The sequence below is a fragment of the Micromonospora noduli genome, from assembly GCF_003264475.1.
In the GTDB taxonomy this organism is placed as follows: Bacteria; Actinomycetota; Actinomycetes; order Mycobacteriales; family Micromonosporaceae; genus Micromonospora; species Micromonospora noduli.
The window spans coordinates 17,511-39,986 of sequence record NZ_PYAC01000003.1 but is presented as its reverse complement, the minus strand read 5'-3'; the positions used below and the strand labels follow the sequence as shown (position 1 = coordinate 39,986).

The 22,476-nt window shown below is 72.6% G+C and carries 20 protein-coding genes and 1 tRNA gene; 7 read left to right on the top strand and 14 right to left on the bottom strand.

Annotated features, from left to right (window positions below; all coding sequences use genetic code 11):
* The first annotated feature begins 13 nt into the window (after window positions 1–13).
* The 6 genes from MED15_RS07095 to MED15_RS07070 all read left to right on the top strand — a co-directional run bounded on the left by MED15_RS07095 (window position 14) and on the right by MED15_RS07070 (window position 5,181).
* Window positions 14–412 (top strand): DUF6197 family protein, encoded by a 399-nt coding sequence (locus tag MED15_RS07095; protein WP_112735070.1) that lies wholly within the window; start codon window positions 14–16, stop codon window positions 410–412.
* Window positions 409–1,089, top strand: a complete 681-nt coding sequence (locus MED15_RS34665; protein WP_341866339.1) for a hypothetical protein — start codon at window positions 409–411, stop codon at window positions 1,087–1,089. Before MED15_RS07095 ends, MED15_RS34665 begins: the two co-directional genes overlap by 4 nt.
* Complete coding sequence (locus MED15_RS07085) at window positions 1,086–2,135, top strand: hypothetical protein (protein ID WP_112735068.1); 1,050 nt, start codon at window positions 1,086–1,088, stop codon at window positions 2,133–2,135. The genes MED15_RS34665 and MED15_RS07085 overlap by 4 nt, the downstream gene beginning before the upstream one ends.
* Window positions 2,132–3,700, top strand: coding sequence for a replication initiator (locus tag MED15_RS07080; RefSeq protein WP_244220399.1), 1,569 nt, complete (start codon window positions 2,132–2,134; stop codon window positions 3,698–3,700). The genes MED15_RS07085 and MED15_RS07080 overlap by 4 nt, the downstream gene beginning before the upstream one ends.
* A 57-nt stretch (window positions 3,701–3,757) precedes the next feature.
* Entirely contained in the window at window positions 3,758–3,982 is a 225-nt protein-coding gene (locus MED15_RS07075) for a helix-turn-helix transcriptional regulator (protein WP_112735066.1), read from the top strand.
* Window positions 3,983–4,155: 173 nt separating this feature from the next.
* Window positions 4,156–5,181, top strand: a complete 1,026-nt coding sequence (locus MED15_RS07070) for a tyrosine-type recombinase/integrase (protein WP_244220404.1) — start codon at window positions 4,156–4,158, stop codon at window positions 5,179–5,181.
* 26 nt (window positions 5,182–5,207) lie between these two features.
* Here MED15_RS07070 and MED15_RS07065 read toward each other — a convergent pair.
* From MED15_RS07065 to ald, 9 genes are all read right to left on the bottom strand, one after another.
* Window positions 5,208–5,281 (bottom strand) — tRNA-Pro (locus MED15_RS07065).
* A gap of 235 nt (window positions 5,282–5,516) precedes the next feature.
* Window positions 5,517–6,923 carry a ribosome biogenesis GTPase Der gene (gene der / locus MED15_RS07060; protein ID WP_091407237.1) on the bottom strand — a complete coding sequence of 469 codons (1,407 nt, stop codon included), beginning with the start codon at window positions 6,921–6,923 and terminating at the stop codon, window positions 5,517–5,519.
* Entirely contained in the window at window positions 6,920–7,600 is a 681-nt protein-coding gene (gene cmk, locus MED15_RS07055; protein WP_112697919.1) for a (d)CMP kinase, read from the bottom strand. Before cmk ends, der begins: the two co-directional genes overlap by 4 nt.
* Before the next feature lie 198 nt (window positions 7,601–7,798).
* The gene (locus MED15_RS07050) at window positions 7,799–8,569 is read right to left on the bottom strand and encodes a pseudouridine synthase (RefSeq protein ID WP_112584277.1); all 771 of its coding nucleotides are present in this window, start codon (window positions 8,567–8,569) and stop codon (window positions 7,799–7,801) included.
* Complete coding sequence (gene scpB / locus MED15_RS07045; protein WP_112735105.1) at window positions 8,556–9,716, bottom strand: SMC-Scp complex subunit ScpB; 1,161 nt, start codon at window positions 9,714–9,716, stop codon at window positions 8,556–8,558. The genes MED15_RS07050 and scpB overlap by 14 nt, the downstream gene beginning before the upstream one ends.
* Entirely contained in the window at window positions 9,709–10,776 is a 1,068-nt protein-coding gene (locus tag MED15_RS07040; protein ID WP_425271073.1) for a segregation and condensation protein A, read from the bottom strand. The genes scpB and MED15_RS07040 overlap by 8 nt, the downstream gene beginning before the upstream one ends.
* 41 nt (window positions 10,777–10,817) lie before the next feature.
* On the bottom strand, window positions 10,818–11,741 hold the full coding sequence (locus MED15_RS07035) for a ParA family protein (protein WP_030487987.1): 924 nt from the start codon (window positions 11,739–11,741) through the stop codon (window positions 10,818–10,820).
* A gap of 179 nt (window positions 11,742–11,920) precedes the next feature.
* The gene (locus MED15_RS07030) at window positions 11,921–12,886 is read right to left on the bottom strand and encodes a site-specific tyrosine recombinase XerD (RefSeq protein WP_112735062.1); all 966 of its coding nucleotides are present in this window, start codon (window positions 12,884–12,886) and stop codon (window positions 11,921–11,923) included.
* 38 nt (window positions 12,887–12,924) lie between these two features.
* Window positions 12,925–14,040, bottom strand: a complete 1,116-nt coding sequence (gene ald / locus MED15_RS07025) for an alanine dehydrogenase (protein ID WP_112584275.1) — start codon at window positions 14,038–14,040, stop codon at window positions 12,925–12,927.
* Window positions 14,041–14,332: 292 nt separating this feature from the next.
* Here ald and MED15_RS07020 point away from each other — a divergent pair, with 292 nt between their 5' ends.
* On the top strand, window positions 14,333–14,608 hold the full coding sequence (locus MED15_RS07020) for a TM2 domain-containing protein (RefSeq protein WP_181539390.1): 276 nt from the start codon (window positions 14,333–14,335) through the stop codon (window positions 14,606–14,608).
* Between the two features lie 84 nt (window positions 14,609–14,692).
* On the opposite strand, the gene MED15_RS07015 is transcribed toward MED15_RS07020, so the two are convergent.
* The 5 genes from MED15_RS07015 to murJ form a co-directional block, all read right to left on the bottom strand.
* A complete protein-coding gene (locus MED15_RS07015; protein WP_112735060.1) occupies window positions 14,693–15,298 on the bottom strand; it encodes an NUDIX domain-containing protein in 606 nt (201 codons plus the stop codon).
* Window positions 15,295–17,046 (bottom strand): CTP synthase, encoded by a 1,752-nt coding sequence (locus MED15_RS07010; protein WP_091407255.1) that lies wholly within the window; start codon window positions 17,044–17,046, stop codon window positions 15,295–15,297. The genes MED15_RS07015 and MED15_RS07010 overlap by 4 nt, the downstream gene beginning before the upstream one ends.
* A gap of 163 nt (window positions 17,047–17,209) precedes the next feature.
* Window positions 17,210–19,624, bottom strand: a complete 2,415-nt coding sequence (locus MED15_RS07005) for a hypothetical protein (protein ID WP_112735103.1) — start codon at window positions 19,622–19,624, stop codon at window positions 17,210–17,212.
* Window positions 19,624–20,793: a glycosyltransferase family 4 protein gene (locus MED15_RS07000; protein ID WP_112726152.1), complete on the bottom strand. Its 1,170-nt coding sequence runs from the start codon at window positions 20,791–20,793 to the stop codon at window positions 19,624–19,626. The genes MED15_RS07005 and MED15_RS07000 overlap by 1 nt, the downstream gene beginning before the upstream one ends.
* Window positions 20,790–22,475: a murein biosynthesis integral membrane protein MurJ gene (gene murJ / locus MED15_RS06995; RefSeq protein WP_112734063.1), complete on the bottom strand. Its 1,686-nt coding sequence runs from the start codon at window positions 22,473–22,475 to the stop codon at window positions 20,790–20,792. The genes MED15_RS07000 and murJ overlap by 4 nt, the downstream gene beginning before the upstream one ends.
* Window position 22,476: the final 1 nt, after the last annotated feature.

Sequence of the window (22,476 nt, the reverse complement as noted above, 5' to 3'; positions counted from 1 at the left end):
AGGAGCTGCCGTCATGCACGCTACCCAAAACACGGTCGCCGAGCAGGTGACCACCCCGGCCCGCACGCTGCGGGACGCCGCCCTGTACCTGTCCCGCCACGGCTGGACGCAGGGCGCCTACTACGACGCCACGTCGGGGTCGTTCACGCCCCCGGCCTGTTTGGTCGGCGCGGTCGGCATGGTCTGCTACGGCGGCCCGGTCGACGCCCCGGCGCAGATGTTCGACGCCCCGGAGTTCGTTGACTTCGACGCGGCGGTGACGCTCCTCGACGTCTACCTGCGCGAGATCCACCCGTGCGACATCGGTGTGTACAGCTTCAACGACACGCCGGGCCGTACCCGTGACGAGGCCATCGCCGCGCTGAACGCGGCGGCCGACGCGTGGGACCGCGCCAACGGTGGTGCGGTATGAACACGAACACCGTCAAGCCCGGCTTGACGCGCACTCGCACCAAGCGCGCCAAGCGGTCGGTCGAAATCACCGAGTTCGACGCGTTCGTGCGGCGCATCTTGCGGGCGTATGCCCGTCGGGTCGCTGCCGGCGACATCGAGGCGCTGCGGTCGCTCGCGGCGCTGTCCACCGATGTGGACGCCATGACCCGGCTCGCTGTCACCGGCCTGCGTCAGCCTCCGTACCGGTACTCCTGGGCGGAGATCGCCGATCGGCTGGGCGTGTCTCGGCAGGCGGTGCAGATGCGCTACGGCGACCGCGCCGACCGGATTGCCCTGGACGAGCGGCTGATCCGCGCCGGCCTCGGCGTCACGGTGGCGACCCTCGCGCAGGTGTTCGCCGATCACCACCCTGGTAGCCCGGCACGGTCACTGTGCCCGGGCTGCGGCTTCCGCTACCCCGACGGGGTCACGGACTGCCCGACCAACGCCACCGTCCGCCCGCTGCTCTACCGGCGGCGCGGCGAGGACAAGCAGGCGCTCAGCGTCCTGACGCCTGACCAGTTCGCCGACCTGCACAACCTCAAGACCGCCCGGTCCAACCGGACGGCATCCCGCAGGGCGGCCCAACCCACGCCGCTGCCTTCCGGTGAGGAACCGACCCTGTTCGGCCTCGCTGAGGGGAGGGCCACGGCATGACCACCAACCCGACCAACCTTCGACCGGCGGCCGGGGAGCCCCGGTTGGCGTCGATCGCCTCGTGGGCGGTGCTGGCCGCGTCGTTCGGCCTGTCCGCCTCCACCTGGATCGCGCTGGCCGAACTCGCCGGCTTCACCGCCCGTATCAAGGTCCCCGGCACCTCGGTCAGCCTCGCCCTGGCCTGGCTGATGCCTATCGCGGTCGACGGCTACGTGGTCGTCGCCCTGGTGCTGTGGATGGCTCCCGTGCCCGCACGGGTCGCCGCATTCGCCAAGAAGAACACATACGGTGCGGCCGGCATCGGCATCGCTGCCCAGTCGGCGTACCACCTGCTAGACACCATGTCCACCAACGTCGAACCCTGGCGCGTGGTCCTGGCCGCGATCGTCGGGGCACTGCCGCCGGCCGTCGCCGGCCTGGCCGTGCACATGCGTGCCCTGCTCCGCCGGGAAAGCGGCCGAACCCTGACCGCCGCCACCGGCACCCTCCCGGCACCCGCCGAGACGCCGACCCCAACCGTGACCGTTTCCGCCGTCCCGGCACCGACGCCGGTCCGGCCCGAGCTGTCCACCGTCCCCGACATCGAACCCGCCGCACCGGCACCGACGCCGGCCCGGCCCGAGATCCCGACCCCGGCGCAACTGGTCGACCGGATCACCACACCGCGACCGGCCCCGACCCCGGAGCCGTCGACGCCCCGGCCCGCTGCCACTGCCCGCCCCGCCCGTCCCCGACCGAGCAAGCCCGAGACCGCCCCGGCACCGACGTTGGCACCGTCCACCACTGACACTCCTGTCACCGCGTCTGACGCTGCCCAACTTCCGCTGCCGATCGTGGCCCCGGACCTGCTCGCCCGAGCGACCCGCGTCGCGAAGCAGTACCGCACCGAGCACGGCACGCCGATCACCCCGGGCCAACTGGCCGTCCGCCTCAAGGTGACCTCCGACGAGGCCACGCAAGCCCTCGCGGTCCTGGACCTCGACCCCAACACCGACAACCGCCCCGTCCGATCCGCCAACGGCCACCCTGTGAAGGCGACCCGTTGACTGTCTCGACGCTGACCGTCGTACCCGAAGCCTTTGCTTCGGGTACGGCCCCGTGCGCCGAGCCGACCGCCCCGCCCTGGTACGCCACCTCCGCCGACCTCCGACGGCAGGCCGCTGCCCGGCTGACCCAACCCGACTTCGCCGGCTGGCTGCGCCATGTCCGCCCGGCCGCCGGCTGCACGCGCCCGGTCCGCCTGGTCGGCACCATGGCCACCGTCGAGGCCGCCACCGGCCGTCTGCTCACGGAGCGGTCGACGGCTGACATGCCCGACGGTGTCATCTACAAGCCGTGCGGCAACCGCCGCGCCGCTGTGTGCCCGACCTGCTCCAAGCTCTACCAACGCGACGCCTACCAGGTCGTCCGCGCCGGCCTCGTCGGCGGCAAAGGCGTACCCGAGCAGGTCGCGCACCACCCGGCGGTGTTCCCGACCTTCACCGCCCCGTCCTTCGGCGAGGTCCACACCCGCTACGTCAAGCGGCACACCTGCACCCGGCGCACCTCGTGCGACTGCCGGCCCGAACCCTGCCACCCCCGCCGGGAGTCGACCATGTGCCCGCACGGCGTGCGGCTTGTCTGCTTCGCCCGCCACGAGGAGACGGACGCCCGGTTGGGCACGCCGTTGTGCCTGGACTGCTACGGCCACGACGCGCAGGCGGTCTGGAACCTCTCGGCCGGGGAGCTGTGGCGGCGCACCACCATCGCGATCAACCGTTACATGCACCGGTTGGCCACCGCTCGTGGCATTCCCGACATCCCCGTGACCTCGCCGCGTACCGGTAAGACCCGGTGGGTGTCCCCGGTGCGGCTGTCGTTCGGGAAGGCCGCCGAGATGCAACGACGCGGCGTCGTGCACTTCCACGCCATCATCCGGCTCGACGGCCGCGACGCGGGCGACCCGGACGCCATCGTGCCGGCCCCGCCGCAGCTCGACGCCGCCGACCTGGTCGCCGCCGTCGACCACGCCGCCGCCACCGTCGGCTTCACCACCGCCGATCACCCCGCCCGCCCCGGCGGCTGGCCGATCACTTGGGGCACGCAGGTGCTCACCAAGGTAATCACGGTGGCCGGCCGGGGCGAGGTGACCGACGCGCAGGTCGCGGCGTACCTGGCCAAGTACGCCACCAAGTCGACCGAGGTCACCGGCCATGCGTCCAACCGGCTGACCGGCGACACCATCGACATCTACGCCGACCCGGCCGGCAGCCACGCCGAACGCCTGATAGACGCGTGCTGGATGCTCGGCACGCCCCGGGACTGGCGGCGGCTGCGCCGCTGGGCGCACATGCTCGGCTTCGGCGGCCACTTCCTCACCAAGTCCCGCCGCTACTCGATCACCTTCGCCCTGTTGCGCAACCAACGCATCGTGTTCCGCCGTGCCCAGAGCAGCGGCCCGCAGGAAGCCGCGGCCGGCACCGAGCCGACCACGCTGGTGGTCAATTTCCTGCAATTCGTGGGCGCCGGCTGGCACACCACCGCTGACGCAATGCTCGCCAACGCATCCGCCGCGATGGCCCGAGAGCACCAGGACGCGGCGCGCGAGTACCTACAGACCCTCGTCGCCTGACGCGCGATTCAGCGTCAAGCCCGCCTTGACAGTGAAACCGACAACCATGGGGATCCGATGAGCATTGATGTACCGGCAGCGTCGGGCGCGCTGCTGACCACAGAGGAGCTTGCCCGGCTCGTGAAGGTCGACCCGTCCACCGTGCGGCGGTGGCGCACCGCCAGCCCCGTCCAGGGGCCGGCGTTCATCCGGCTGTCCGCCCGGGTCGTCAAGTACGACCCGGAAGACGTGCGGGCGTGGCTGGGGCGGCACCGCACTGATCCCGAGGAATCGGCTCGGTGACCACTCCCCTGCTCCCGATCGGCGTCGGCGTCTCCACCGACGTCGAGCACCGACCCGGCCGGCCGAACCCGTACCGTGCCCGGGTCCGGTGGGTCGATCCGGCGTCGGGCCGACGCCGCTCCAAGTCGCAGGCGTTCGCGGACGTCGAGCAGGCGCAAGCCTGGCTCGACGCCATGCAGCGCGCGGCGAAGGGCGGCGTCGACCCCGACGCGGCGTCGATGCGGCTGGCGCAGTACGGCGAGAGCGTGATGCGCCTGGCCCTGCGTGGCCTGGAGGGCAAGACGCTCGACCCGTACTTGGCGGGGTGGCGTAGGCGGGTGGTGCCGACGCTCGGCCACCTGCCGGTCCGGCTCATCACCAATGGTGCGGTGGACCGGGCCGCGCACGGCTGGATCGCCGAGGGCTGCGGCCGGTCGACGGTGAAGAACAGCCTCGCCGTCCTGGTGCGGGTCATGGAGCAGGCGGTGCGGGACGGTCTGATCGACCGCAATCCGGCGCGGCTGACCGGGTGGCAGCGGGAGTACCAGCGGGCCGAGGACGAGTTGGACAACCCGCGTTCCCTGGCGCTGCCGGACTGGACCGCGCTGGCCACCCTGGCGGCGGCGTTGGTCGAGCGATCGCACGGCCGCTACCCGGGCTGGGGTGAGGTGGTGATGTTCGCGGCCGGCACAGCGGCCCGGATCGGCGAGGTGTCCGGCGTGCGTAAGGGCGACATCGATCGAGACTCGTGGTTGTGGACGGTGCGCCGGCAGACGACCACCGGGCTGGGCGGCCTGGTCGACAAGGGAACCAAGGGCAAGCGGGCTCGGCAGGTGCCCATCATCGAGGAGTTGCGGCCGATGGTGTCCGCGAAGCTCGACCGGATCGCCGAGGATAACGGCCGGCTCTTCGTTGGCCCTCGCGGCGGTCGGATCAGCACGGCGGTGCTGCGTGACGCGACGCACTGGGATGAGGTGGTCGGATCGCTGGGCTTTGAGTACCTGCGGCGGCACGACCTGCGGCACACCGGCCTGACCTGGATGGCGGATGCTGGCGTGCCGGTGCACGTCCTACGAAAGATCGCCGGCCACGGCTCGCTGATGACGACTCAGCGGTATCTGCATCCGGATCGTCAGTCGATCCGGGCCGCCGGTGAGGCGCTGTCTTCGCACCTCACCGGCCTGAGGTCCCCAAATGGTCCCCAGGAGGGCATCGCATGATCGCGAGAAATGCCCCTCTACCTCTGTCGGGACGGCCGGATTCGAACCGACGACCCCTTGACCCCCAGTCAAGTGCGCTACCAAGCTGCGCCACGTCCCGCCCCCGCGCGGTTTCCCCCGCGGCAGCCGGTACAGCTTAGCGCAGCAGCTCCAAGTCCTCCGCACAGGCCCCACCGGCGTCGCGACGCGACCGAACCACCCAGTGAGCAACCCCCGCCGACGACCATAAGGAGTCACCGCACATCCCCTAAAGCGTCCTAGGAGGGTGGCGTCGGATAGGGAAATGCCGGATGGGCACAGGTGCCCATCCGGCATTTCGGCAGAACTGGACCGCGTCAGCCGTGCGCCTTGCCTCGGCCGCCGGGGCCGAGCTTCTTGCGCGGGCGGACCGAGATCTCGATCGGGCTGCCCTCGTACCCGAATTCCTCGCGGAGCTTGCGCTCGACGAAGCGCTGGTAGCCGGCGTCGAGCGGGCCGGTGGTGAAGAGCACGAACCGTGGCGGTGCGACACCGGCCTGCGTCGCGAACAGGATCCGCGGCGCGCGCCCACCACGTACCGGGTGAGGGGTGGCCTGCACCAGCGCGGTCAGCCACTGGTTGAGGTGCGCGGTCGGCACGCGGGTTTCCCAGCTGGCCAGCGCCTTGTTCAGGGCCGGGGCCAGCTTGTCCACGGCACGGCCGGTCATCGCCGACAGGTTCAGCCGGATCGCCCAGGGGATGCGGCGCAACTCCCGGTCGATCTCCTTGTCCAGGTAGTACCGGCGGTCGGCGTCGACCAGGTCCCACTTGTTGAACGCGATGACCAGCGCCCGGCCCGACTCGGTCACCATCGACAGGATCCGCTGGTCCTGCTCGCTGATCGGTTCGCTGGAGTCCAGCAGCACCACTGCCACCTCGGCGGCCTCGATCGCGCCGGCGGTACGCAGGCTGGCGTAGTACTCGGTGCCGCTGGCCTTGCCGACCCGCTTGCGCAGCCCGGCCGTGTCGACCAGTTGCCAGGTCTGACCGCCGATCTCGACCAGGCTGTCCACCGGGTCCACAGTGGTGCCCGCCACCGAGTCGACGACCGCCCGCTCCTCGCCGGAGAACCGGTTGAGCAGGCTCGACTTACCGACGTTCGGCCGCCCGACCAGCGCCACCCGACGCGGCCCGCGCGGACGGTTCTCCACGATCGCCGGTGCCTCCGGCAGCGCGGCGAGGATGGCGTCCAGCAGGTCGCCGGAGCCGCGTCCGTGCAGCGCCGACACCGGGAACGGCTCACCGAGACCGAGCGACCACAGCGAGGTGGCCTCCATCTCGATGGAGTTGTTGTCGGCCTTGTTGGCCACCAGGATCACCGGCTTGGCGCTGCGCCGCAGCATCTTCACCGCGGCCTCGTCCACATCGGTGGAGCCCACCATCGCGTCGACCACGAAGAGCACCACGTCGGCGGTGACGACCGCCGTCTCGGCCTGCGCCGCGATGGCCGCGGCCCGGTCCTTCGCGTCCGGCTCCCAGCCACCGGTGTCCACCACTGTGAACGCCCGGCCGTTCCACTGCGCGTCGTACGGGACCCGGTCGCGGGTCACGCCAGGGACGTCCTCGACGACCGCCTGCCGGCGGCCGATGATCCGGTTGACCAGCGTCGACTTGCCCACGTTGGGGCGGCCGACCACGGCCACCACCGGCTGCGGGCCGGTCGGTTCCTCGACGGCGACGTCGGGCTCACGCAGCTCGACCCAGCCACCACCATCGCTACTCATGCCACACCTCGCTCGGTGAGCAGGTCGCGCATCCGCGCCACGACCTCGTCGATGCCCAGCTCGGTGGTGTCCAGCACCACCGCGTCGGGCGCCTGGGCCAGCGGGTTGACCTTGCGGGTCGAGTCGAGGCGGTCCCGCCGGGCCAGGTCGGCGGCCGTGGCCGCCACGTCGGCGGCGTCCTCGGCGCTGCGCCGGGCGGCACGGGCCGCCTCGGAAGCGGTCAGGAAGACCTTCAGGTCGGCGTCCGGCGCCACGACAGAGCCGATGTCACGACCCTCGACCACCATCCGACCAGCGTTGGCGATCATCTCGCGCTGCCGGGCGACGAGCAGCTCACGGACAGCCGGCACGGCGGCGACGGCGGAAACCGCGCCGGTCACCTCGGTGCCACGGATGTCGGCGTCCACGCCGACCCCGTCGATGGTCACGGCGTACCCCTGCGGGTGGGTGCCGATGCGCAGGTTGACCTCGCCGGCGACCTTGGCCACCGACGCGGTGTCGGTGAGATCCACGCCGGAGCGCAGCACGGCCCACGTGATCGCCCGGTACATCGCCCCGGTGTCCAGGTAGCGCGCACCGATGCTCGCGGCGAGCCGCCGCGACACGGTGGACTTACCCGATCCGGACGGCCCGTCCACAGCGACCACACATCGCCCGGTCCGTACGTTTTCCTCCACCGTGTCCTCCTCAGCCCGTACCTCACGGATCGCCCGGTGATCTGGCGCCGCAAGCGGTTGTCAATCGTCATCAATCATGCCCGGGTGCGTTAACGAACCCGCGCGCGACGCCGCCGGAGGCGACCCACGCCACCACCCGGGCGGCCGCGTCCCGGCCATCGGTGGAGCCTACCGGCTGCCGTACCCCGAACTCGGGGGTCAGTCACCCACCACGTTGAACAGGGCGGCGACCTCGGCGTTGGTCAACCGCCGGATACGCCCGGTCCGCAGGTCACCGAGCCGGATCGGCCCGATCGAGGTACGCACCAGCCGGGTGACCGGGTGACCGACCTCATCCATCAGCCGCCGGACGATGTGCTTGCGGCCCTCGTGCAGGCTCAGCTCCACCTGGGCGGATTTGCCGAGAGTGTCCACCACCTTGAACGAGTCGACCTTGACCGGCCCGTCCTCCAGCTCGACGCCGGCCAGCAGCCGCTTGCTCAGGTTGCGCGGGATCGGCCCGACCACCTCGGCGAGGTAGGTCTTCAGCACCTGGTACGAGGGGTGCATGAGCTTGTGCGCGAGGGTGCCGTCGTTGGTGAGCAGCAGCAGGCCCTCGCTGTCCGCGTCCAGCCGCCCGACGTGGTAGACCCGCTGCTCCAGCCGGGCGCCGATGAAGTCGGCCAGCTCGTTGCGTCCCTTTTCGTCCGCCATGGTGGTAACCACCCCACGCGGCTTGTTCATCGCCACGTAGACCAGGCGAATGTCGACCTGGAGGCGCTCCCCGTCCACGTGGATCACGGAGGTTGCCGGGTCGACCTTGTCGCCGAGCTTGGCGACCCGCCCGTCCACCGTGACCCGGCGGCGGAAGATCAGGTCTTCGCAGGCACGCCGGGAACCCACGCCGGCGGCGGCGAGCACCTTCTGCAGGCGCTCAGCCCCCTCGTAGACGGGCGCGTCGGGTTTCGGGGAACGGTTATCGGGTCGCATCAGCAAGCTCTTCTACGTCGTCGGGCAGGAAGGGTGCGAGGGGCGGCAGCTCGTCGACGGTGTTCAGCCCGAGCTTCTCCAGGAACAACGTGGTGGTCCGGTAGAGGAACGCCCCGCTGTCCGTTTCGGTGCCGCACTCCTCGATGAGGCCGCGGGTGACCAGCGTACGGATGACCCCGTCGCAGTTCACACCCCGGATGGCTGAGATTCGTGAACGGGTCACCGGCTGCTTGTAGGCGACCACGGCGAGCGTCTCCAGCGCCGCCTGGGTCAGCCGCACGGACTGCCCGTCCAACACGAACCGCTCAACGTACGTAGCGTATTCCGGGCGGGTGTACAGCCGCCACCCGCCGGCTGCCCGGCGCAGCTCGAACCCGTGCCCGGCCGCTGTGTAACCGGCGGCGATCTCGTCGAGCATCGGCCCGACCCGTTCGGCGGGCTGTTCCAGCACCTGGGCCAGCACGAGCTCGCTGACGGGCTCGTCGACGACCAGCAGGATCGCCTCCAACGCGCCGCGCAGCTCGGCGTCGGACAGCTCGGGCGCGGGCTCCGGGGCGACCGTCGCCCGCCGCCGCCCCGCCAGCTGCCGCCGGGGTACGTCCCCAGCGCCACCCGACTCCCCCGCCGTGGCCTGCGTCACGGCACCGAGGTCCGGCCCCGCCGAGCCCACCTCGTCCGCAGCCGCCTCAACGCGGTCCGGCTCACCCGGGCCCGCCTCGTCCGAGGCCACCTCAAGGGGATCGGGCCCACCCGGGCCGACTTCGACAGGGGCTGGCCCACCCGAGGCCGCCTCGACAGAGGCTGGTCCACCTGCGGCCACCTCACCAGGGCCTGATCCACCCGGGCCCAGGTCGACCGGGCTCGGCCCATCCGGGTCAACCCGCACCGAGCCCGACGCGGCCACGTCCGACTCGGCGGAATCGGCGGCAGCGTGAGGTTCCGGTCGGCGCGCCGCCGCTTCGGGCGACGCCTCGGCCAACGCGGCCCGATCGGTGGTCGGCTCGGCCAGCTCTTCGGTGTCCGGTGGTGCGGCTGAGTCGTCCGGCGGTGTGGGGGTGTCGGCGGCGGGCGGGCGGGGGCGGTCCCACGGGGGAACCCAGGCGGCGGCCTGGTCGGCCAGCGAGTCCCGACGTTGCTCGTCACTCATCCCGCGCACCCTCCGTCGTTCCCGTCCCGTCCGGCCCGCCGGCCTTCCCGGTCGGCACAAGGTCAGCCCCCGCCAGCTCAGGCCCCGCCAGCTCAGGCCCAGCCCTCGCAGGTTCTGCCCCCGCCGGCTCAAGCTCAGCCCCCGCCGGCTCAGGCTCAGTCCCCGCTGGCCCAGGCCCAGGCCCCGCCAGTTCAAGCTCAGACGACTCCGGGTCGGCCGGGGTGCCGGCGTACTCGTCGACGTGCAGCTCGGTGTCGCCGTCGGTCGGGCCGGTCCAGCGCACGGTCAGCTCCTCCAGGGCCTGCTCCTGCACGAACGACACCAGGCCCTCCCGGTACAGCTCCAGCAGCGCGAGGAACCGGGCCACCACCTCCAGGGTGGCCTCGCAGTCGGCGCAGAGCAGCGAGAACGTGGCGGTGCCGGCCCGGCGCAGCCGGGCCGCGAGGATCGCCGCGTGCTCCCGGACACTGACCCGGACCATGTGCACGTGGGCGATGGAGACCTCCGGCACCGGCTTCGGGGTCATCGCCTTCACGGCCAGCTTCAGCAGCCGCTGGGGGCCGATGCCGAGCACCAGGTCGGGCAGCGCCTCGGCGTAGCGGGGCTCCAGGCTGACGGCACGCGGATAGCGTCGGCCGCCGACGGCCTCCAGCTCGGCGATGTGCGCCGCCGCCTCCTTGTACGCCTTGTACTGCAACAGCCGGGCGAAGAGCAGGTCCCGGGCCTCCAGCAGGGCGAGGTCGGCTTCGTCCTCCACCTCGGCGGCGGGTAGCAGCCGGGCCGCCTTCAAGTCGAGCAGGGTCGCGGCGATGAGCAGGAACTCGCTGGCCTCGTCCAGGTCCCAGTTGTCGCCCATCGCCCTGATGTAGGCGATGAACTCGTCGGTGACCGTGTGCAGGGCCACCTCGGTGACGTCGAGTTTGTGCTTGCCGATCAGTTGCAGCAGCAGGTCGAACGGGCCGGTGAAGTTGGCCAGCCGAACCGTGAACCCGGCGGGCTGCACACCGTCGACCACGGCCGCAGCAGCGGTCTCGGGTGGGTCGAGGGGTGGCGCGGTCACCGGACGACCGTAGTCCACGAGGCGGGCACCGGGCGTTCCGGCTACCGCTCCGACTGGGCGGCGATCACCTCGCGGGCCAGCTGACGGTAGTTACGTGCCCCGGAGGAGGCCGGGTCCATCGTCGTGATGGGGGCACCGGCCACGGTGGACTCGGGGAACTTCACCGTCTTGGTGATGACCGTCTGGTAGACCTTGTCGCCGAACGCCTCCACCACCCGCTGGAGGACCTGGCGGCAGTGCGTGGTGCGGCTGTCGTACATGGTGGCGAGGATGCCTTCGAGTTCCAGGTCGAAGTTGAGTCGCTCGCGCACCTTGTCGATGGTGTCCAGCAGCAGTGCCACACCGCGCAGGCTGAAGAACTCGCATTCGAGGGGGATGAGCACGCCGTGGGCGACGGTCAGCGCGTTGATCGCCAGCAGGCCGAGTGACGGCTGGCAGTCGATCAGGATGTAGTCGTACTCCTTGCGGACGGTGCGCAGGACCCGGGCCAGGGCCATCTCCCGGGCGACCTCGTTGACGAGCTGGATCTCGGCGGCGGAGAGGTCGATGTTGGCCGGCAGCAGGTGCAGCCCCGCGACGTCGGTCTTGATGACGACGTCCTCGGCGATGATGTCGTCCTGCATGAGCAGGTTGTAGATGGACAGGTCGAGGTTGTGCGGGTTGACGCCCAGGCCCACCGAGAGGGCGCCCTGCGGGTCGAAGTCGACGAGCAGCACCTTGCGGCCGTACTCGGCGAGGGCGGCGCCCAGGTTGATGGTGGTCGTGGTCTTGCCGACGCCACCCTTCTGGTTGGCCATCGCGATGATGCGCGCGGGGCCGTGCCGGTCGGTGGGCATCGGCTCGGGAATGGGCTTGCGCATCGTGTAGGCAGCCGGGTCCGCAGGACCCAGGTCCGCGCCGAGCGTCGCCTGCTGCTCGCGGAGCTCCGACGTCCAGGTCTCGGCACGGTCACCGTTGCCAGCCATGTGCTCGTTGCCCCCTCCCGACGACCCACCCGGCGTCGGAGCCGTCCGACGTCCTTCGCGGCGCCGCTGCGCACCCCGGTCGTGTCGCTCCAGGAGGTCCGCGCCGATGCCGACTGTACGCCACCGACCAGCAGGGGGTTCGGCACCGGCCCGGCGTGTCGGCGTCGACCGCGACCGGTTCAGCCCTGGGCGCGCGGATGCGCGGTGGCGTACACCTCGCGCAACCGCTCCACGGTGACCAACGTGTAGACCTGGGTGGTGGTCACCGACGCGTGGCCGAGCAGCTCCTGGACCACCCGGACGTCGGCGCCGCCGTCGAGCAGATGGGTGGCGTAGGAGTGGCGCAGGGTGTGCGGGGAGACCGCGGCCGGCCCGTCGACGGGCAGCCCGGCCCGGTCGGCGGCGCGGCGCAGGATGCCCCAGGCGCCCTGGCGGGACAGCGCGCCGCCGCGGGCGTTGAGGAACACCGCAGGGGTGCCCCGGCCGGCGGCGGCCAGCCCGGGGCGGGCCCGGACCAGGTAGGCGCGCACGGCGTCGACGGCGTACCCGCCGATGGGCACCAGCCGCACCCGGCCGCCCTTGCCGCGCAGCAGCACCGTGCCGTCGTCGGTGTCGAGGTCGTCCACGGCGGCGCCGACCGCTTCGGAGATGCGCGCGCCGGTGCCGTACAGGAACTCCAGCAGCGCCCGGTCGCGCAGCGCGAGGGGCGCGTCGTCGCCGGTCGCGGTGATCGGGCCGGCGGTCTCCAGCAGCCGCACCACGTCGTCGACAGGTAGCGCCCGCGGCAGCCGCCGCGGCGGCGTGGGCGGGCGGACGTCGCGGCTCGGATCGGCGCCGGCCAGGCCCTCGCGCAGCGCGAAACGGTGCAGGCCCCGTACCGCGCTGGCCGCGCGGGCGGCGGAGGAGACGGCGAGGGGCGGGTGCGCGTCGTCGCCGGCGCGCAGCCGCGCCAGGTGCGACTCGACGAGGCCGGCGCCGACCGACGCGAGGTCGGTGACGCCGGCATCGGCCAGGGTGGCGAGATAACGGTCCAGGTCCCGACGGTACGAGGCGAGCGTGTTCGCGGAGAGGCCACGTTCGACGGTCAGGTGGTCGAGGTAACCGCGAACGGCACGGCGCAGCGCCGGCGTGGGCGATGTGCCCACGCCGGCGGAGTCCGTGCCGCCGCTCAGCCCGCCACCGTTCAGGCCAGCGCGTCGGCCAGCGGGAGCACGTCCATGCCGTGCGCCTCGGCGACCGGGCCGTAGGTGACCTGCCCGGCGTGGGTGTTGAGGCCCAGCGCCAGCGCCGGGTCGTTGCGCAGCGCCTCGCGCCAGCCCTGGTTGGCCAGCTCCAGGGCGTACGGCAGGGTGACGTTGGTCAGGGCGTAGGTGCTGGTGTTGGGCACCGCGCCGGGCATGTTCGCGACGCAGTAGAAGATCGACTCGTGCACCTTGTAGACCGGGTCGGCGTGCGTGGTGGGGCGCGAGTCCTCGAAGCAGCCGCCCTGGTCGATGGCGATGTCGACCAGCACGCTGCCCGGCTTCATCCGGGAGACCAGTTCGTTGGAGATCAGCGTCGGGGCCTTCGCGCCGGGCACCAGCACCGCGCCGATGACCAGGTCGGCGTCGAGCACCGCGCGCTCGACCTCGTACGCGTTGGAGGCGACGGTCTGCAGGTGGCCCCGGTAGATCGCGTCGGCCTGCCGCAGCCGGGCGACGTTCTTGTCCAGCAGCAGCACCTCGGACTGCAGACCCAGCGCGATCGCTGCGGCGTTCATGCCGGAGACGCCGGCGCCGATGACCACGGTCTTGGCCGCGTACACGCCGGAGACACCGCCGGGCAGCACACCGCGCCCACCACCGGTACGCATCATGTAGAAGGCGCCCACCTGCGGGGCGAGCCGGCCGGCCACCTCGGACATCGGGGCGAGCAGCGGCAGCGACCGGTCGGGCAGCTCGACGGTCTCGTACGCGATGCCGGTGACCCGGCGGTCGATCAGCGCGTCGGTGCACTCCTTGGAGGCGGCCAGGTGCAGGTAGGTGAAGAGCACCTGCCCCTCGCGCATCCGGTGGTACTCCTCGGCGATCGGCTCCTTGACCTTGAGCACCAGCTCGGCGGTCTCCCACACCTCGTCGGCGGTGGCGAGGATCTTCGCGCCGGCGGCGGCGAACTCCTCGTCGGTGATGCTGGAGCCAACCCCGGCGCCGGACTCGACGAAGACCTGGTGGCCGCTGCGGGTGAATTCGTTGACACCCGCTGGCGTGATCGCCACGCGGTACTCGTGGTTCTTGACCTCGCGTGGGATTCCGACCTTCACGATGCAGACACCTCTCTTCGGGGCTGCTCTCCCCCGACTGCTCGGTGCCACGACGGCCCCTTTGCCATCGCGGTACACCGGTCCTGCGGCGGCAGTCTAGGCGCGCCCGGTGCCGCCGCGAGCCAGCACAGTGCCACCCGGTGCCCGGGTGTCCTGACGAAGTGTCAGGGCACCGCCGACATTCGGCGGTCGACCGTCACCTCAGCCAACAGGACAGTGTTTCACCATTATCGTCCCATCTGCCGGGCGGCGGTGCGGACAGCCGGCGAGTGGATCACTAATGTGTCGGCCCATGACCACTCCTCCTTACCAGCCCGGGTACCCCCAGCCGGGGTATCCCCAGGGCGTCTCCGACAAGAGCAAGATCGTCGCGGGCATCCTCGGCATCCTGCTCGGCACCTTCGGTGCCGGTCGGTTCTACACCGGACACACCAAGATCGCCGTTCTCCAGCTCGTCGTGAGCCTGGTGACCTGCGGCGTCGGCGCTCTCTGGGGCGTCGTCGACGGCATCCTCATCCTGGTCAACGGCGGCACGGACGCGCAGGGCCGTCCGTTGCGCGACTCCTAGACCAACAAGTGAAAGGGGCCCCGCGGCTGACCGCGGGGCCCCTTCCGTGCGTACTCCCCCACCGGGCTGGACCGGCGGCGACGCTCAGCGCGGCAGCGGCGCGTCCGCCCGACGCAGCTGCGTGAAGCCGGTGTCCCGGGCGCGGGCCGCGGCCAGCAGCCCGGCCACCGCGGACGCGTTGGTGATCTCACCGGCCAGGACCATGGCGACCGCCTCGTCCAGGTCGATCCGGACGACCTGGAGGTCGGCCTCCTCGTCGTGGCGCTCGTGCCGCTCGTCGGCCGGCACGTCGCCGAGGTCGCGGGCCAGGAACACCCGGACGATCTCGTTGGTGAACCCCGGCGAGCTGTGCAGGTCGACAAGCACGTCGACCCGCCCGGCGGTGAGGTCGGCCTCCTCGGCCAGCTCCCGCAGCGCGGCCACCGGCAACTCCTCGCCGGAGACGTCCATCAGACCCGCCGGCAGCTCCCACAGGTGCCGCCCGACCGGGTGCCGGTACTGCCGGATCAGCACCACCTGGCCGGCGTCGTCGAGCGCCACCACCGCCACCGCCCCGACGTGCCGGACGAGGTCCCGCAGCCCGGTCCCACCGCCCGGCATGGTCACCTCCTCGGTGACCACGTCGAAGATCCGCCCCCGGTACCGCTCCTCCCGGGAACGCACCTCGTAGCGGTGCTCCAGCTCGCTCACGAGGCCGACGACGCCTTCGTCGCGGCGCCGTTGCGGGCGGCCTTGCGCGTCGTCGGGGCCTCCGCCGCCGCGTCCAGGTCGACCGGCAGCTGGTCCGCCTGCGAGTACGCCACCGCGGCCTTGACGAACGAGGCGAACAGCGGGTGCGGGCGGGTCGGGCGGCTCTTCAACTCGGGGTGCGCCTGGGTGGCCACGAAGAACGGGTGCAGGCTCCGGTCCAGTTCGATGAACTCGACCAGCCGGCCGTCCGGCGAGGTGCCGGAAATGTGCAGGCCCGCCTTGGTCAGCGCGTCCCGGTAGGCGTTGTTCACCTCGTACCGGTGCCGGTGCCGCTCACTGATCTCGGTGCTGCCGTACGCCTCGGCGACGATCGAGCCCTCGGTCAGCGTCGCCGGGTACGCGCCCAGCCGCATGGTGCCGCCCAGGTCACCCCGACCCGCGACGATGTCCTCCTGGTCGGCCATCGTGGCGATGACCGGGTGGGCCGCCTGCTCGTCGAACTCCAACGAGTTGGCGCCGTCCAGGTCGGCCAGGTGCCGGGCCACCTCGATGGTCATGCACTGCAGGCCGAGGCAGAGGCCGAGCAGCGGGATGCCGGCCTCGCGGGCGTACCGGGCGGTGCCGATCTTGCCCTCGATGCCGCGTACGCCGAAGCCGCCGGGGATGAGGATGCCGTCCACGCCGGCCAACGCCGCGGCGGCACCGGCCGGGGTGACGCACTCGTCGCTGGGAACCCAACGCAGCTGCACCCGGGCCCGGTGACCGAAGCCCGCCGCCCGGATCGCCTCACTCACCGACAGGTACGCGTCGGGCAGGTCGACGTACTTGCCGACCACCGCGACGGTGACGGTGTGCCGGGGGCGGTGCACCCGCTCCAGCAGGTCGTCCCAGCTGGCCCAGTCCACGTCCCGGAAGGAGAGGCCGAGCCGGCGCACCACGTACGCGTCGAGCCCCTCCCGGTGCAGCACCTTCGGGATGTCGTAGATGCTCGGGGCGTCCGGGGCGGCGACGACCGCCTCGGCGTCCACGTCGCAGTAGAGCGACAGCTTCTCCTTGAGCTTCACCGGGATCTCCCGGTCACAGCGCAGCACGATCGCGTCCGGCTGGATACCGATGTTGCGCAGCTGCGCAACCGAGTGCTGGGTCGGCTTGGTCTTCAGCTCACCCGAGGGCGCCAGGTACGGCACCAGCGACACGTGCAGGTAGAAGCAGTTGTCGCGGCCCAGGTCGTGGCGGACCTGACGGATCGCCTCCAAGAACGGCAGCGACTCGATGTCGCCGACAGTGCCACCGACCTCGGTGATCACCACGTCGGGGACCTGGCCGTCCTCGTCCGGGTCGGCCATCGCCAGGATCCGCGACTTGATCTCGTTGGTGATGTGCGGGATGACCTGGACGGTGTCGCCCAGGTACTCGCCGCGCCGTTCCTTGGCGATCACGTCGGAGTAGATCTGGCCGGTGGTGACGTTCGCCTTACCGGACAGCGCCCGGTCGAGGAACCGCTCGTAGTGCCCGACGTCGAGGTCGGTCTCGGCGCCGTCCTCGGTGACGAAGACCTCACCGTGCTGGAACGGGTTCATCGTCCCCGGGTCGACGTTCAGGTAGGGGTCGAGCTTCTGCATCACCACGCGCAGCCCGCGCGCGGTCAGCAGGTTGCCGAGGCTGGAGGCGGTGAGGCCCTTACCCAGCGAGGAGGCGACGCCCCCGGTGACGAAAATGTGCCTGGTCGTCCGTGCTGATGGGGCCAAGGCCTGCTCCCGTGTCGTCTGTCGCGGTCATGCAGACCGCCGTGCTTGATCAGCAAAGTGATCACGCGATCCACGGGATTCGACGGTAACACCTCCCGGGCGGGTACCCGCAGGCCGCACCCCGGCTGCGACACCTCCGGGCCATCCGGACGAGGCCCGGCGCTCAGGGCGCGGCAACCTCCGTCGATGACCGGGAGACCTGCCGCGGCGGTACGGGCACCGCCGCATCGGCGTCCGGCGTCGACCCGCTCGCGGTCGGCTCGGGCGGTTCGTCGGCGTCCCCGCGACGCTCGCCCGCAGTGTCCGACGCCGGTTGGGTGACCTTCGCCGGTGCGCTCGGGGGCGGGCCGGCGATCGGACGGGGATGCACGGCACCCAGTGGCCCACCGCCGCCGGTCGGACCGTCACCCCCACCGACCGGGCCGACCCCGCCGGACCCCGAGTCGTCGTCGGCGCCGTTGGCTCGGGAGCGGCCCGCTGCCGGGCGGGTCCGGTCCGCGGCGTGCCCGAGCACCCGTAGCGACGCCAGGGCCGCCATCGGCACCACCAGGGCGGCGGCAGCGCCCATCACGTCCAGGGCCGCGCCGTCGAGCACACCACCGAGCACCGCGGCGACCACAGTGCCGGCCAGCGCGGCCCGGACCGCCGGGTAGATGCCGAACAGCCGCATCAGCCCACCCCACGGCTGCAACAGGGCGAACCACACCAGCAACCCGCCGGCCAGCGCCAGCACCGTCAGCGGGCTGTTGACCAACGTCTCGAAGTTCTCCGTGCTGGACCGGTGCACCGCGAACCCGCCGGTGCCGTCGCCGAGCGCGGAGAGGAACCGGCCCAGGCTGCCCCGCTCCCCCGGCGGACGCCGCAGGTCCACCACAGCGAACCCGATACCGACCGCCAGCGCTGCCATGGTGGCCCAGGCCAGCCGGCTGATCGTCAACCAGCCGCCGGCGCTGATCACGGCGGCGACGCTCACCCCGGCGGTGAGCGCGATCGCGCCGACCGGGTCGGCGCCCAGGTACGGGCTGCCGACCACCACCACGGCGAGGCCACCCACCGCCACCATCACCGCCGGCCGCCAGCCCCGGTGCACCCGTTGGGCGAACCAGCCGCCGGTGACCAGCGCACCGGCGAGGAACACTCCCAACCCCACAGTGCTCAGCCCGGCGTACCGGCCCCCCTGCAACGCGGAGTAGCCGACCACGCTGTTGAGCTGGAGGCGGGCCCCGGTGAGCACGTCCAGCCCGACCACGAGCGTGGTGAGGCCGGCCACTGCTCCGAGCGGCCCGAGGGTGTTCGCGTACCCGGGGGCGAACCGCACCGCCGCGGTGCCGGCCGCCACCAGCAGCGCTGTCGCCCCGGCGAAGATCCACCCGGGGTGCTCGCCGCGCCACCAGGGCACCGCGTCGGCCAGCAGCGCCGCCGGCACTGTCAACGCCACGGCGACCAGCAGCAGCTCCATCACCGCCACGATCCGCCCGGAGACGGGCGTCGGGCCTGCCGGGCCGGCGTGCGGACGGGCCCGGCGCAGCAGCGGCAGCATCGCGATCGCCAGCAGCACCTGAGCCCCGGCGAGCAGCGCGAAGAACGCCCCAGAGACGGAGCGCTGCGCGGCCGCCTCCCGGTCGGCGTTCGCCGGCGCGTTGATGGCCTCGGTCAGGTCGGCGGGGCGGCCGCCGGTGCTGATCGCCGGGCGGCCGAGGAAGAGCCGCTCCGGCATGGGCCGGCCCAACGCGGCCAGGGCGGTCGGCGCGAGGTCGACAAGTTGCAGGTACCCGTCCCGGCCGGTGCTGGCCGAGGTGAGCCACCCCCGTTCCCAGCCCGGCCCGTCGGCGACCGCCACGTGCAGCCGGGCCGGCTGGGTGGTGTCGGAGATCCCCGCGACCATCACCAACGACCGTGGGGGGCGTGCCGCCAGCACCCGGGCCAGCTCGGCGTCCGCCGCGCGGGCCTCCTCGGCGCGGGTGGCCGGGTCGGCCCCCTCGACAGTGCCGAGGTCGACGATGCTCAGCACACACGAGCCGAGCAGCGGCCGCGGGTCGGCCGGCAGCCCCGAGGCGTACCGGTCGACGCGGCCGAACGGTCGGGCGGCGGCCACTGCCGCGCCCGGGCCGACGGCGACGGAGCACCGCACCGACTCGGACAACGAGCCGGGCAGGGCGCCCCAGGGCAGCCGCTGCTGGTTGTACTGGACCACGCCCTCCTGGTCGGGCAGGTTCGCGCCGATGCCGTCCGGTTGTTCCACTGTCACCCCCGCCGACGGGCAACCGTCGACCGACCGGCTGCCGTTCCACGCGGCGAAGCTGCCCGCGCCGAGGGTCAGCCAGCCGTCCACCGGGCAGGTGGGCCGGTGCGCGGAACGCACCGACAGTGAGCCGATCGAGCCGTCCTGGGCCATCCGCCACAGCGTCGGGGTGCTCTGCGGATCCACGTCCTCCCAGCGCAGCCCGGCGATCCCGGCGAGCACCACGAAGTCGGCGGTGCGTTGCGGGGTGCCCTGGGGTGGGCGGGCGGCGAGCGCGGTGACTCCCAGCGCCACCACGAGCACTGTCAACAGGGCGGGGGCGATTCGGCGCAGCATCACCGGTGTCCCGTTCTCGGGGCGTCGGAGCCCGGGGCGGCCGCCGGACCGCCGGGATTCCCGGCCAACTCGGCGTAGAGGGCGGCAAGCGTGGCGACGGTGTCCGCCTCGGTCGGCCACGTCGCCGCCCGTTCGGCGCCACGCCGGCCCAACTCCGCCCGCGCCGCCGGGTCGTCCAGCAACGCGCGTACGGCCGCGTCGACCGCGTCCACGTCACCGGCGGGAACCAGCGTGGCGGCGTCGCCGACCAGGTCCGGCAGCCCACCGACAGCGGTGGCCACCAGCGGCACGCCGGCGCGCAACGCCTCCTGGGCGAAGAGCTGTCGCGCCTCCCAGTCGCTGGTCACCACCGCCAGGTCGGCGCCGGCGAGGAGGTCGGCCACGTCGGTGCGGTGCCCCAGCAGGGTCACCGGGGCGCGGGCGGCCGACGTCCGCGCGGCGAGCGGCAGATACGCCGGCCCGCTGCCCGCGATCACCACGACCGGCGGCGGGGTACGCGTACGCCACCGGGCCGCCGCGTCGATCAGCACGTCGTAGCGCTTCTGCGGGTGCAACCGACCGACCGAGACGATCAACGGCTGGTCCGGGCGGACGCCGAACTCGGCGCGTACCGCCGCCGGGCGTCGACGCGGCGCGGGCAGCGTCGGCGCGGCGACCGGGGCGAGCCGGGCGTCGACGGCACCCACCTCGGCGGCCCGTCGCACCAGGTCCGCGGAGGCGCCGAGCGCCACCCGGACGCCCCGGGCCACCACCCGTTCGACGAGCCGGGACACGCCGCCCCGCAGTCCCCCCGCGAGCACCGCGTTGTGCCAGGTGACGATCAGCGGGGCGGCCGGACGGGCCAGCACGGCGACCAACCCGGCCCGCAGGCCGTGCGCGTGCACCACGTCGACGTGAGCGGCGGCGAGCGCCCGGCGCAGCGCGAGCACCGCCCGCGCGTCGGCCGGAGTCGGGCTGGCCGGGATCTCCACCGGCTCGAACCGCGCACCGACACCGGTGAAGTCGAACTGCTCCTGAGTGGCGGCGGGCCCGCAGACCAGAACGGTGGCGCCGCCCGCGACGAGACCCCGGGCCACCGAACGGACGTGCTGGCCGACCCCGCCGGTGCTGGACGCGAGCACCAACGCGACGGTGCCCGACCAGTTGGCAGGTTGAGCTGGCTCAGTCATCGCGTCGCCGTCTCCTTCCCGTCGCCCCGCTCCGCGGAGCCCGCGCCCGGTGTCGGCGCACCGCCGGACGGCCCCCGCCGGCCCAGACGCCGCAGCACCCCGGCGAGCAGTGGCTGTACGTCCCGCCGGTCGACGAACCAGACCACGGCGAGGAACACAACCCCAACCAGAACCCCGGACAGCATGCCCTGACCGAACGCCGCCGCCGTCGTCGGGGTGCCGCCGCCCGACTGGTCGAGCCAACGGCTGAGGCCCAGCCCGGCGAGCCCGGCGAGCACACCGGCGAGGCCACCGGCCGCTCCGGCCCGTGCCGCTCCCGCGAGGGCGGGACGGCCGGCGCTGCGCAGCACCGCCACGAGCAGCAGGGCGCCGAGCACCAGCATCCCCACCGAGTTCGCGGACGTCACCGCGAGCACCCGGTCGGCGGTGGGGAGCAGCGCCGTCAACGGCAGCGCCGCAGCCGGAACAACCAGCCAGCCGAGGGTGATCGCCACTGTCGCCGACCGGGTGTCGCCGCGCGCGTACAACGCGCGGGACAGGATCGCGAACAAGCCGTAGCCGAGCAGGCCCGGCGCGAATCCGCTGATGGCCGCCGCGGTGGACGCCGGATTGTCCGGGTAGAAGAGCGCAGCGATCGTCTGCGCGGTACCGATCAACGCCGCGGCGCCCAGGCAGCTGAAGAGCAGCACACCACGCACCGCGCTGGAGAGGGTCCGTCGGTAACCGTCCTCGTCACCGGCGGCGCTGGCGGTGGCCAGAGTGGGGTAGGACGCCACCGCCAGCGGCACGGCGAGGACCGCCCACGGCAGCAGGTAGATCGCCTGGGCCAGGTTGAACACCTGCGGGGACCCGGTGGGGCCACCGGAGACCCGGTTCAGCACCACCAGGAGCGCGACCTGCTGTGCCGCCACCGTCACCGCGCCGGCCGTGGCGAGCCCGCCGATCCGGGCCCGCGCGTCAGCGGTGAAGGAGTAGCCGAACCGGGGCTGTATCCGCAGCCGCCGCAGCGGGATCAGCAGCGAGAGCGACAACACGACCACGCCCAGGGTGGTGCCGCCGGAGAGGAGCAGTTCGCCGCTGCGACCGACCTGGGCCACGGACACGCCCCGACCCTGGGCGGCGCCGAAGGCCACGTAGACGACGACCACTGTGAGGCTGGACAGCAGCGGCGCGATGACGGGCCAGGCGAAGCGTCGGTGTGCCTGGAGGACGCCGGTGAGCACGATGCCGATCCCGTAGAGCGGCAACTGCGGGGCGAACACGCGCAGCATCCGGGCGCCGGCGGCGAGTTCCGACGCCGATCGTCCCTCGCTGATCACCGAGATGATCGGGTCGGCGAACAGGGCGACGAGCACGGCGAGGGGAACCAGCAGGCTCACCGTCCAGGTGAGCAGGGCGCCGGTGGTCGCCGCCACCGTCCGCCGGTCCTCCGCCGCGACCGCCCCGGCCAGCAGTGGCACGACCAGGCTGGCCAACGCCCCGCCGGCGACGATCTCGAAGACGATGTTCGGCACCGTGTTGGCGATGACGTACATGCCGCCCAGGTCGCTCTGCTCGACCACCCAGGTGAACACGGCGGTGCGGCCGAAGCCGGCGAGTCGGCTGGCCACGGTGAGGACGGCGATGAGCGCGGCTGCCCCGGCCAGCCGGCCGGCGCCGGCGAGGGGTGCCGGTCTGTTCACG

What these genes read in the sequence shown, in the direction of transcription:
- MED15_RS07005 (WP_112735103.1), bottom strand. Translation starts at nt 19,624, where the DNA reads ATGCTGCGCCGAATCGCCCCCGCCCTGTTGACAGTGCTCGTGGTGGCG.
- MED15_RS07020 (WP_181539390.1), top strand. Translation starts at nt 14,333, where the DNA reads ATGACCACTCCTCCTTACCAGCCCGGGTACCCCCAGCCGGGGTATCCC.
- MED15_RS07095 (WP_112735070.1), top strand. Translation starts at nt 14, where the DNA reads ATGCACGCTACCCAAAACACGGTCGCCGAGCAGGTGACCACCCCGGCC.
- MED15_RS07000 (WP_112726152.1), bottom strand. Translation starts at nt 20,793, where the DNA reads ATGACTGAGCCAGCTCAACCTGCCAACTGGTCGGGCACCGTCGCGTTG.
- MED15_RS07075 (WP_112735066.1), top strand. Translation starts at nt 3,758, where the DNA reads ATGAGCATTGATGTACCGGCAGCGTCGGGCGCGCTGCTGACCACAGAG.
- MED15_RS07085 (WP_112735068.1), top strand. Translation starts at nt 1,086, where the DNA reads ATGACCACCAACCCGACCAACCTTCGACCGGCGGCCGGGGAGCCCCGG.
- MED15_RS07050 (WP_112584277.1), bottom strand. Translation starts at nt 8,569, where the DNA reads ATGCGACCCGATAACCGTTCCCCGAAACCCGACGCGCCCGTCTACGAG.
- der (WP_091407237.1), bottom strand. Translation starts at nt 6,923, where the DNA reads ATGAGTAGCGATGGTGGTGGCTGGGTCGAGCTGCGTGAGCCCGACGTC.
- scpB (WP_112735105.1), bottom strand. Translation starts at nt 9,716, where the DNA reads ATGAGTGACGAGCAACGTCGGGACTCGCTGGCCGACCAGGCCGCCGCC.
- MED15_RS07035 (WP_030487987.1), bottom strand. Translation starts at nt 11,741, where the DNA reads ATGGCTGGCAACGGTGACCGTGCCGAGACCTGGACGTCGGAGCTCCGC.
- MED15_RS34665 (WP_341866339.1), top strand. Translation starts at nt 409, where the DNA reads ATGAACACGAACACCGTCAAGCCCGGCTTGACGCGCACTCGCACCAAG.
- MED15_RS07070 (WP_244220404.1), top strand. Translation starts at nt 4,156, where the DNA reads ATGCAGCGCGCGGCGAAGGGCGGCGTCGACCCCGACGCGGCGTCGATG.